Here is a 10,719-nt window from a genome sequence, read left to right on the forward strand (position 1 = left end):
CCTGACCGATGGCCGATGAGGGCGATTCCGAAGACAAAACAGAAGACCCGACGCAAAAACGCCTCGACCAGGCGCTCGAGCGCGGCGACGTGGTCAAGAGCCAGGAGCTCAACACCTGGTTCGTGATCGCCGCCGCCACGCTGGTGATGTCGACCTTCTCGGGCTCGATCGGCACCGCGGTGCTGGTGCCGCTGCGGAACCTGATTGCCAATTCCTGGATGATCCACACCGACGGCGCTGGCCTGCTGGCGCTGGCGCGCAGCCTGTCGTTCGTCGTGATCGCCGCGATCGGAGTTCCGATCCTGATGGTGATGCTGGCGGCGATCGGCGGCAACATGATGCAGCACCGCCTGGTGTGGTCGGGCGAGCCGCTGAAGCCGACCCTGAGCAAGATCTCGCCGCTGGCCGGCGCCAAGCGGCTGTTCGGCAAGCAGGCGGCGGTGAACTTCGCCAAGGGCATCTTCAAGCTGGTGCTGCTCGGCACCGTCATGGTCATGATCCTGTGGCCGGAGCGGCTGCGGCTCGAATCGCTGCTGCATATGGACGTCGCCGAGCTGCTCGGCGTGACGATGTCGCTGACCAAGCATCTGATGGGCTCGGTGGTCGCGCTGCTCGCGCTGGTCGCGATCGGCGACTATCTGTTCCAGTACCGGCAATGGTACGAGCGCCAGAAGATGTCGCTGCAGGAGATGAAGGAGGAGTTCAAGCAGTCGGAAGGCGACCCGCACGTCAAGGGCCGCATCCGGCAGATCCGCCAGCAGCGCATGAAGAAGCGCATGATGGCCGCGGTTCCCAAGGCCTCCGTGATCATCACCAACCCGACCCACTACTCGGTCGCGCTGTCCTACGAGCGCGGCATGTCGGCGCCGGTCTGCGTCGCCAAGGGCGTCGACAACATCGCCTTCAAGATCCGCGAGATCGCCAAGGCGCACGATATCCCGATCGTCGAGAACGTGCCGCTGGCGCGCGCGCTCTACGCCACGGTCGAGATCGACGAGGAGATCCCGGTGGAACATTATCACGCCGTCGCGGAGATCATCGGCTACGTGATGGGGCTGCGGCGCAACCTTTCGGGGCGTCCGCGATGACAACCGAGCAGGCCCTGAAGCGGGCCGCAAAATACGGATAAATCATGGAATATCGGCTTGACGGGCTTGCGCTTGACCCGTCGATTCAGGCAGGTGGAAGCGGGGGCCGCACGGATCGACCGAGGTCCTCAGCCGACAGGTCGCGTCCTTTTGCCATGAGCGCCGATATCGACAACGAAGCGTCACCGGACCAGGTGAGCCTGCCGGAGCGGCCGCGCCGCAGCGGCAGCATTCTGCTGATTCTGCTGGTGGCGTTCGGCCTCGTCGCGGTGGCGATCGCGCTGATGACGATCGGCCGCAACCAGGCGCAGCCCTATATTCTCGGCCTGTTGTCGCTGCTCGCGACCGTCGGCCTGTTCAACCTGTTCGCCTTTGCCGCCGGCATCGTGCGCTTCGCCGACAAGGCGACCGACGATCCCGTCATGGGCGCGATCGCCGACCATGCCTTCGATGGCCTCGCGGTGACCGATCCGCGCGGCCACGTGGTCTATGCCAACGCCGCCTATCTCAGCATGACCGGGGCGGCGGGCCCGCAGGAGGCCCGTCCGGTCGAGCGCGTCTTCATCGGCAATCCCGACGTGTCCGAAGCCGTGTTCCGCCTGCTCAAGGCGGCACGCGAGGGCAAGCGGCAGCAGGAGGAGGTGCGCATCACCGCCGCCGAAGGCGGCCAGGGCCGCTGGCTGCGCATGCGCGTGCGCCCGCTCGGCCAGAGCAAGCGCCACGCTCGCTATGCGGTGTGGTCGATCGCCGACATCACGCGGGATCGCGAGCGCCAGGAGGACGTGTTCCAGGAGCTGCAGCACGCGATCGAATATCTCGACCATGCGCCGTGCGGCTTCTTCTCGGTCAATCCGGAAGGCAGCCTGGTCTACGTCAACGCCACGCTCGCGAACTGGCTCGACTATGATCTCGCCGAGATCGGCTCGGGCGGGCTGAAGCTCGCCGATGTCGTCTCCGGCGACGGCGCCTCGCTGCTCACCTCGATCGTCGCGGTGCCCGGCGAGGTCCGCACCGAGGTGTTCGACATCGACCTGAAGATGCGCGGCGGCAAGACCATGCCGGCGCGGCTCTATCACAAGCTCGCCTTCGGCGCCGACGGCAAGCCAGGATCGTCGCGCACGCTGGTCATCAGCCGCGCCCGCGACGAGCGCTCCGATCCGGAGCGCGCCGCCGAGGTGCGCTTCATGCGCTTCTTCGACCACACCCCGATGGCGATCGCCACCGTCGACCGCGGCGGCGCCGTCGTCCGGGCCAATGCGCGCTACGCCAAGCTCGCGCAGAGCGTCAGCGGCGACGTCGCCGCTGCGAAATCGATCTTCCGCACCGTCAGCCAGCGCGACCGGCATCTCCTGATCGCCGCCATCAATCAGGCCTCGGAAGGGCAGGCGGACATTCCGCCGGTCGAGGTGATGCTGGAGGGCGCCAAGGAGCGCTTCGGCCAGTTCTTCGTCACCGCCGTCGACGAGGACGAGCGCGAGACCGAGGCCGCGATCGTCTATCTGCTCGAGACCACCGAGCGGCGCGCGCTGGAGAACCAGATCAACCAGTCGCAGAAGATGGAGATGGTCGGCCAGCTCGCCGGCGGCATCGCCCACGACTTCAACAACGTGCTCTCGGCCATCATGATGGCCAACGATTTCCTGCTGAACGCGCACAAGCCGACCGACCCGTCGTTCCAGGACATCATGCAGATCAAGCAGAACGCGACGCGCGCCGCGACGCTGGTGCGCCAGCTGCTCGCCTTCTCGCGCCGCCAGACCCTGCGGCCGCAGGTGCTCGATCTCGGCGATGCGCTGTCGGACCTGACCATGCTGCTGCGCCGTCTGATCGGCGAGAAGGTCAAGCTCGACCTCGCGCACGGCCGCGATCTGTGGCCGGTCAAGGTCGACGTCTCGCAGTTCGAGCAGGTGGTCGTGAACCTCGCGGTCAACGCGCGCGATGCCATGCCCGAAGGTGGCAAGCTCTCGGTGCGCACCGCCAACGCCCCTGCTGAGGAGGTCGCGCAGGCCGCCTACAAGGGCATGCCGGTCGCCGACTACGTCAAGATCGAGATCAGCGACACCGGCACCGGCATTCCGGCCGAGATCCGCGAGAAGATCTTCGAGCCGTTCTTCTCGACCAAGGAGGTCGGCAAGGGCACCGGCCTCGGCCTGTCGACCGTCTACGGCATCATCAAGCAGACCGGCGGCTTCATCTATGTCGACAGCGAGCTCGGCAAGGGCACCTCGTTCCAGATCTTCCTGCCGCGCCACCACGTCGTGGTCGAGGTGCAGCCCGAGCCGCAGGCCAGCCATGGCGCGCCGAAGGAAGCGCCCGCCGCCGAGGCGCCGAAGCCGCGCGCCGATCTGACCGGGCAGGGCACCATCCTGCTGGTCGAGGACGAGGAGGGCCTGCGGGCGCTGAACGCGCGCGGCCTGCGCTCGCGCGGCTACAGCGTCATCGAGGCGTCGAACGGCATCGAGGCCCTGGAGGCGCTGGAGGAGTGCAACGGCGAGCTCGATCTCGTCGTCTCCGACGTCGTGATGCCGGAGATGGACGGGCCGACGCTGCTCAAGGTGATGCGCGAGAAGAATCCGGAGATCAAGATCATCTTCGTCTCGGGCTATGCCGAGGATGCGTTCGAGAAGAGCCTGCCGGAGAACCAGCAGTTCGCCTTCCTGCCAAAACCCTTCACGCTCAGCCAGCTGGTCGCTGCGGTGAAGGAAACCATGGCACCGCAATAGGTTACCTGGGTACCCTGGCAAGGTCGGGACGCGCCGTCATGCCGCGACCCAGCGCCGCAGCCGCGCGGCCTCGTGCCGCCTTCCCTTTTCGCGGGAGGTGCCCATCTTAGAGGCATCCCCATTCCGGGGAGTCATGGGAAACGAAGATGAGCTTCATGCAGCGCAAAAGCGGCCTCCTCAAGGCGATGGCCGTGGCCCTTTCATTGGCGCTGCCGACGGTGCTCGCCGTCTCGGCAGCTGACGCCCGGATCGGCGGCGGCTCCAGCTCGGGCTCCCGCGGCACGCGCACGTTCTCCGCGCCGCCTCCGACGTCCACTGCGCCGGGATCGGCGTCCCAGTTCAACCGCACCATCACCCAGCCGGGCCAGCCTGGCGGCTTCAACACGGCTGCACCGGCGCGCGGCGGCCTGTTCGGTGGCCGGGCCGGTGGTCTGCTCGGCGGTCTTGCCGCCGGTTTCCTCGGCGCAGGCCTGTTCGGCATGCTGTTCGGCGGCGGCCTGTTCTCCGGCCTCGGCGGCTTCGCCTCGATCATCGGCCTGATCCTGCAGGTCCTGCTGGTGGTGATCGTGGTGCGGTTCGCGATGGCCTGGTGGCAGCGTCGCAACCAGCCCGCTTATGCGAGCGGCCCGGCGCCGTCGCCTGCCGACGGCCAGCCGAGCTTCCGCTCGGGCCTGAGCGGTCTCGGCGGTGGTCTTGGTGGCGGTCTCGGCGGCTTCGGAGGCTTCGGCGGTGGCAGCAATACGCCGCCGCTGCAGATCCTGCCGGCCGACTATGAGGCCTATGAGCGCCTGCTCGGCGAGATCCAGCAGGCCTGGTCGAACGAGGATGTCGGCCGCCTGCGGCTGTTGTCGACGCCCGAGATGGCCTCGTATTTCGAGCGCGATCTAGAGCAGAACCAGGCCCGCGGCGTGGTCAACAAGGTCACCGGCGTGAAGCTCCTGCAGGGCGATCTCGCGGAATCCTGGCGCGAGAACGGCGCCGACTATGCCACGGTGGCGATGCGGTTCACGCTGATCGACAAGACCACGGAGCGCGCCAGCGGCCGCCTGGTCGAAGGCTCCGACACGCCGCAGGAGGTCACGGAGATCTGGACCTTCCTGCGCCACCCCGGCGCCGACTGGCAGCTGTCGGCGATCCAGCAGGTCAGCTGACCGCCGGTGTGAGGACGATCATCGGGCGCCGCGGAGCCATCCGCGGCGCCTTTGCTTTGCCTGGCCTTGCGGAATATTCTGACGCAGGACGGGTTCCTTAAGCTCGAACGACATCGCGCCCAAGCGATGCGCCGGCCACGTCCACGAGGGAGGACATCCATGATTTCGATCCGCACCAACATGATCGCGAGCGCTCTGCTCGCCACCGCCTTGGCCGCACCGGGCCTGATCCCGCCCGCCGCAGCGCAGAGCGCCGACATGAGCTTCTTCCTGACCAGCGCCGGGCCCGGCAATGGCGGCAATCTCGGCGGTCTTGCGGGTGCCGACAAGCACTGCCAGACCCTGGCGCAGGCGGCCGGTGCCGGCACCAAAACCTGGCGCGCTTATCTCTCGACCCAGGCCGCCGACGGCCAGCCGGCGGTCAATGCGCGCGACCGCATCGGCAAGGGCCCGTGGCAGAACGCCAAGGGCGTCGTCGTCGCCAAGGACGTCGCAGATCTGCACAGCGCCGCCAACAACCTCACCAAGCAGACCGCGCTGAGCGAGAAGGGCGAGGTCATCAACGGCCGCGGCGACACGCCGAATCGCCACGACGTGCTGACCGGCTCGCAGGCCGATGGCACCGCGTTTGCGGCCGGCGAGGACCGCACCTGCCGCAACTGGACCAGCGCGACGCAGGGCGCGGCCATGGTCGGTCATTCCGACCGCATTGGCTTGCGCGACGACGACGCCTCGAAATCCTGGAACAATTCGCACCCCTCGCGCGGTCCCGATGGCGGCTGTTCCCAGGCCGATCTCAAGAGCACCGGCGGCGACGGCCTGCTATACTGCTTCGCGGCGAACTAACAGCCTGCGTCCGTCTCCGTTGCATCACGTGTGGGCGCATCAGATCGAGGATGGCCCATGCGTTACGAGCTCTACTACTGGCCCATGATCCAGGGCCGCGGCGAATATGTGCGGCTGGCGCTGGAGGAGGCGGGGGCCGCCTATCGCGACGTCGCGCGCGACGACGGCATCGCTGCGATGACCGCGATGCTCGAGGCGGAGGGCGACACGCCGCCCTTCGCGCCGCCGTTCCTGAAGGCCGGCCGCCGCATCATCGGCCAGACCGCCAACATCCTGTTCTTTCTGGGCGGCCGTCACGGCCTCGCGCCGAAGGCCGAGGCCGGCCAGCTCTGGGTGCACCAGCTGCAACTGACCGTGACCGACTTCGTCGTCGAGATCCACGACACCCATCATCCGCTCGGGCCGACGCTGTACTATGAGGACCAGCGCGCGCCCGCCAAGACGCGCACCGCCGAGTTCTGGAGCGAGCGGGTGCCAAAATTCCTCGGCTATTTCGAGCGCATCCTGGCCAGCAGCGGCGGCGCCTACGTTACCGGCCGCCGGCTGACCTATGTCGACCTGTCGCTGTTCCAGATCATCGCCGGGCTGCGCTACGCCTTCCCGAACCGCATGGCCGCGTTCGAGCGCAACATCCAGGGCCTCGTCGCGCTGCACGACCGCGTCGCCGCCAGGCCGAACATCGCAGCCTATCTCAAGAGCGAGCGCCGCATCCCCTTCAACGAGGACGGTATCTTCCGCCACTACAAGGCGCTGGATGCGTGACGCTGGCGCGTGTGCATAAACCGCGCACCTCAGTAATCCAGCCCTCTCCATGACCACGCCTCTCGGCGTGCTCATGGTCTGCTGTGCAGTGCCGCCTCGGCTGTCCACCCTCATGGTGAGGAGGCGCGTAGCGCCGTCTCGAACCCATGAGGCCACCGTGCGGGCCTCGCCCTTCGAGACGCCCGCCTGCGGCGGTCTCCTCAGGGTGAGGAGCGAAAGCTGTCGCCTCAACGTGCACCGCACGGATCGAAAGGCACTCTTGCATCGTCTTGAGGACGATGAGGCCCGTCTGCTGCGACTTGCGGCCAACACGTATGACGGCGGACGCTTCACGCGCCGCCGCCATACGAAGTTGGCCTGATTGTGTGGGGTCGTCAGGCGATGATGTCGACGCGCGTGCCTTGTCCCGGCGGCAGCGGCGGACGGGAGGCCTGCTTTTCAGCGGCCGCTTCGTCGCCGGTCTTCTCGGGCTTGAAAGCCGGTTTCTCGGCCTGCTGCGTCTGTTGGGTCTGCTGCTTGTTCGTCTCGGTCGAGACCGGCGGCGGTGAGGGCGGCGGTGAGGACGTCGAGACGCTCGAAACGGACATGGTCCAGCTCCTCGCTTGGTGTTGAGCCAAGCGTGGGCATTCCCAACGAATGTTTCGTCAACCGGATCGGTCGAATTGTCTGCAACTGTGGGTGGCGGTCACGAATAGTGAACGGGTCGCTGATCCCGTGGCAGAAACCCTGAGCGGTCGATTCACGCCCGCCTATTGATCCTTGCTGCGGCTGATCGTGATCGAGGACTCCGTCTTGGTCCTGGCGCAGCGCATGTCGAGCCGGCGGTAGCGGCTGGCGACGTCGTCGCCGCGGAAGATCCCGAGCCGGCGGTAGCAGCGGGTGACCCCGCGCGCCATGTCGTCCTTCGGCAGGGTGAACACGATCGCCGCGGCACTCGCCATCAGGTCGACGAAGGCCGGTGGCGGCTTGCGATCGGTTTTGCCGAACAGCTGGTTGCTGAAATTCTTCGACGAGCAGCCAAGCGTGATCTCGCGCGCCTTGGGGTGGGCGAGATAGACGGTGCCGGCCGCGGTCTGGCCGATCTTGATGCCGTCGATGCCGTTCTTCAGGTCCTTGGCGAGGTCGTCACAGCGATCGGCCCGCGCCGTCTGCGGCAGCAGCAACGCGCCGAGCGCAACGAGGACGGCAACAGCGGCCGGCCGGCCCAATGAGTAGATATATGACTTCATTCCAAATACCCCCAGGCTATTGAAGCGTGCGCACGCCGTTCCCGCAAGCGCCGATGGATTGGGCGTGGCGGGAAGCCGCCCGGTGTGGCAAACCGGCGTCGGATCGTCTTGCGCGGGTTCTTTCGGTCGCGCGCCAAAGCTGCTACGCTCAACCCATGACCAAATTGCTCGAGCAGGCCTTGCAAGAAGTCCAGCGCTTGTCGCCCGACGAGCAGAATGCCGCGGCCGGTGCTCTCCTCGACTATGTCAAGCACATGCGGGACGTCGGCCTGACGGACGACCAACTCGAGGAAGTCCGCCGGCGCAGGGCCAATCCGCATCGGACGATCGTCTCGCATGCAGAGGCCCGGGAACGCATCAACAAGCTCGGGTCCTGATCCCCGATGAAGCTCGTTTTCGATGATCAGGCCCTCGCCGACATCGAAAGCATCTATGACTGGATTTCTCAGGATAGTCCCGCCGCCGCGAAAGCGGTCGTCGACCGATTGTTCGGCAGCATCGAGCTATTGATCTCGTTTCCTCTGATTGGCCATGCAGGTCGGGACCCCGGGACCCTCGAATGGGTCGTACCGCGCCTTCCCTATATCGTCGTCTACGAGCTTGATCCGGCCGCAGGGCAGGTGCTGATCACGGCAGTGTTTCACGGCGCGCAGGATCGGGACGGTGGCAGCGAGAACTCGCGAGAGTGATGAAGGCCCCGGGACCATTCGCCGAGTATGATCGGTGCTCACACCCGCCATTCAGACCAAAGTAGGCATGGTCCCGCCCCGGAACGGCCATGCCGAACCATATGTTGCACCCCTGCAAGATGGTCGATATCAGACCTGTCAAGACCGCTTTGGGCGGCCATTTTAGAACCCCACGAGCTCGCCATGAACGCGCCCACCGCTTTCCCCGACCAGTCCAAGCCCGTCCCGCCCTACAAGCACACGCCGCTGTTTCCGCTGGGTCCGGACACCACGCCCTACAAGAAGATCACGGCCGAGGGCGTCAGGGTCGAGAAGGTGCTGGGCCGCGACATGCTGGTGGTGTCGCGCGACGCGCTGCGCACCCTGTCGGAAGCTGCCTTCGGCGAGATCAACCACTTCCTGCGTCCCGGCCATCTGAAGCAGTTGCGCAGCATCCTCGACGATGCGGAGGCCAGCCCGAATGACAAGTTCGTCGCGCTCGACTTCCTGAAGAACGCCAACATCTCCGCCGGCGGCGTGCTGCCGATGTGCCAGGATACCGGCACCGCGATCATCATGGGCAAGAAGGGCTGCAACGTCATCACCGACGGCGACGACGAGGCGGCGCTCAGCCAAGGCGCCCGCGATGCGTATCTGCGCCGCAACCTGCGCTACTCGCAGGTCGCGCCGCTCACGATGTACGAGGAGAAGAACACCGCCAACAACATGCCGGCGCAGACCGAGATCTACGCCGAGGGTGAGGACGCCTACAAGTTCATGTTCATGGCCAAGGGCGGCGGCTCGGCCAACAAGAGTTTTCTGTTCCAGGCGACGCCCTCGGTGCTGACCAAGGACCGGCTGCTGGCGTTCCTGAAGGAGAAGATCCTGACGCTCGGCACCGCCGCGTGCCCGCCCTATCACCTCGCGATCGTGATCGGCGGCACCTCGGCCGAACTGTGCATGAAGACGGTGAAGCTGGCCTCCGCGCGCTATCTCGACGCGCTGCCGACCCAGGGCTCCGCTGACGGCAATGCCTTCCGCGACCTGGAGATGGAGCAGGAAATCCACAAGATGACGCAGAGCCTCGGAGTAGGGGCCCAGTTCGGCGGCAAGTACTTTTGCCACGACGTCCGCGTCATCCGCATGCCGCGCCACGGCGCCTCGCTCCCGATCGGCCTCGGCGTGTCGTGCTCGGCCGACCGCCAGGTGCTCGGCAAGATCACCAAGGACGGCGTCTATCTCGAGGAGCTCGAGCACCATCCGGCGCAATATCTGCCGGAGGTCGAGCAGGCGCTCGGCGGCGAGGTCGTCAAGATCGACCTCAACCAGCCGATGAAGGACATCCTCGCCACCTTGTCGAAGAACCCGATCAAGACCCGGTTGTCGCTGACTGGCACCATGATCGTCGCGCGCGACTCGGCGCACGCCAAGCTGCGCGAGCGCCTCGAAAGGGGCGAGCCGCTGCCGGACTACTTCAAGAACCACCCGGTGTACTACGCCGGTCCGGCCAAGACCCCGGACGGCTACGCCTCCGGCGCGTTCGGCCCGACCACCGCGGGCCGCATGGATTCCTTCGTCGACCAGTTCCAGGCCGCCGGCGGCTCGATGGTGATGGTCGCCAAGGGCAACCGCGCGCCGGCGGTGCGCGAGGCCTGCAAGAAGTATGGCGGCTTCTATCTCGGCTCGGTCGGCGGCGCCGCCGCAAACCTCGCCGAGCACTGCATCAAGAAGGTCGAGGTGCTCGAATATCCCGAGCTCGGCATGGAAGCCATCTGGCGCATCGAAGTGGTGGATTTTCCCGCCTTCATCATCATCGACGACAAGGGCAATGATTTCTTCAAGGAGCTCAACCTCGGCTGAGGCGGGGCGGTCTGGTGTTTGTTGCAGCGGCCGGGAGCGATCCCGGCCGCTGGTGTGTGAGGCAGGGCGAACCGTCGCGCCTTGCTCGTCGGCGGAGGCCCGTGGAGTTGCTGCGCGAACGGTGCGCTCCCCTCCCCCTTGCGGGGAGGGGTTGGGGGTGGGGGTCCACGAATTCCGCTCTATCGATGAGGAGCGGATAGATGACTATGCGATCTTGCTCTCTCGAGGATCCTTCGGCGCACAGGCGCAGATGACCTCCATGGGCGTCAGCGCCCGGTCCGACCGGGTTGATCCCTGACATTTTGGACCGGGCTGATCCCTGACAATATTCGATCACTGCTGGGTTGTCTCCGCCGTTTCCTGCGCGACGCGGAGCCGCGCACGCGGCGGAG

10 protein-coding genes are annotated in these 10,719 nt (G+C 66.4%); 8 read left to right on the top strand and 2 right to left on the bottom strand.

Annotation, left to right across the window (positions count from 1 at the left end):
• The first annotated feature begins 8 nt into the window (after positions 1–8).
• The 5 genes from flhB (at position 9) to QQL87_RS22980 (ending at position 6,570) form a co-directional block, all read left to right on the top strand.
• A complete protein-coding gene (gene flhB, locus QQL87_RS22960; protein WP_284420851.1) occupies positions 9–1,088 on the top strand; it encodes a flagellar biosynthesis protein FlhB in 1,080 nt (359 codons plus the stop codon).
• Between the two features lie 155 nt (positions 1,089–1,243).
• Complete coding sequence (cckA, locus tag QQL87_RS22965; RefSeq protein ID WP_284420850.1) at positions 1,244–3,811, top strand: cell cycle histidine kinase CckA; 2,568 nt, start codon at positions 1,244–1,246, stop codon at positions 3,809–3,811.
• A gap of 155 nt (positions 3,812–3,966) precedes the next feature.
• A complete protein-coding gene (locus QQL87_RS22970) occupies positions 3,967–4,962 on the top strand; it encodes a Tim44 domain-containing protein (RefSeq protein WP_284420984.1) in 996 nt (331 codons plus the stop codon).
• 159 nt (positions 4,963–5,121) lie between these two features.
• A complete protein-coding gene (locus tag QQL87_RS22975; RefSeq protein WP_284420848.1) occupies positions 5,122–5,808 on the top strand; it encodes a lectin in 687 nt (228 codons plus the stop codon).
• A 57-nt stretch (positions 5,809–5,865) separates the two neighbouring features.
• Positions 5,866–6,570 carry a glutathione S-transferase gene (locus tag QQL87_RS22980; protein ID WP_284420847.1) on the top strand — a complete coding sequence of 235 codons (705 nt, stop codon included), beginning with the start codon at positions 5,866–5,868 and terminating at the stop codon, positions 6,568–6,570.
• Between the two features lie 374 nt (positions 6,571–6,944).
• Here QQL87_RS22980 and QQL87_RS22985 read toward each other — a convergent pair whose 3' ends face one another.
• Together QQL87_RS22985 and QQL87_RS22990 are read right to left on the bottom strand one after the other, a co-directional pair.
• Positions 6,945–7,157, bottom strand: coding sequence for a hypothetical protein (locus tag QQL87_RS22985; RefSeq protein ID WP_284420846.1), 213 nt, complete (start codon positions 7,155–7,157; stop codon positions 6,945–6,947).
• A 162-nt stretch (positions 7,158–7,319) separates the two neighbouring features.
• Positions 7,320–7,799 (bottom strand): hypothetical protein, encoded by a 480-nt coding sequence (locus tag QQL87_RS22990; RefSeq protein WP_502871204.1) that lies wholly within the window; start codon positions 7,797–7,799, stop codon positions 7,320–7,322.
• 155 nt (positions 7,800–7,954) lie between these two features.
• Between QQL87_RS22990 and QQL87_RS22995 the strand changes: the two genes are divergently transcribed.
• The 3 genes from QQL87_RS22995 to QQL87_RS23005 all read left to right on the top strand — a co-directional run bounded on the left by QQL87_RS22995 (position 7,955) and on the right by QQL87_RS23005 (position 10,327).
• Positions 7,955–8,176: a hypothetical protein gene (locus QQL87_RS22995; RefSeq protein WP_284420844.1), complete on the top strand. Its 222-nt coding sequence runs from the start codon at positions 7,955–7,957 to the stop codon at positions 8,174–8,176.
• 6 nt (positions 8,177–8,182) lie between these two features.
• The gene (locus QQL87_RS23000; RefSeq protein WP_284420842.1) at positions 8,183–8,488 is read left to right on the top strand and encodes a type II toxin-antitoxin system RelE/ParE family toxin; all 306 of its coding nucleotides are present in this window, start codon (positions 8,183–8,185) and stop codon (positions 8,486–8,488) included.
• Between the two features lie 183 nt (positions 8,489–8,671).
• Complete coding sequence (locus QQL87_RS23005) at positions 8,672–10,327, top strand: fumarate hydratase (RefSeq protein ID WP_284420840.1); 1,656 nt, start codon at positions 8,672–8,674, stop codon at positions 10,325–10,327.
• Positions 10,328–10,719 lie beyond the last annotated feature (392 nt).

This window comes from Bradyrhizobium sp. SSBR45G (genome assembly GCF_030159255.1).
Taxonomy (GTDB): domain Bacteria; phylum Pseudomonadota; class Alphaproteobacteria; order Rhizobiales; family Xanthobacteraceae; genus Bradyrhizobium.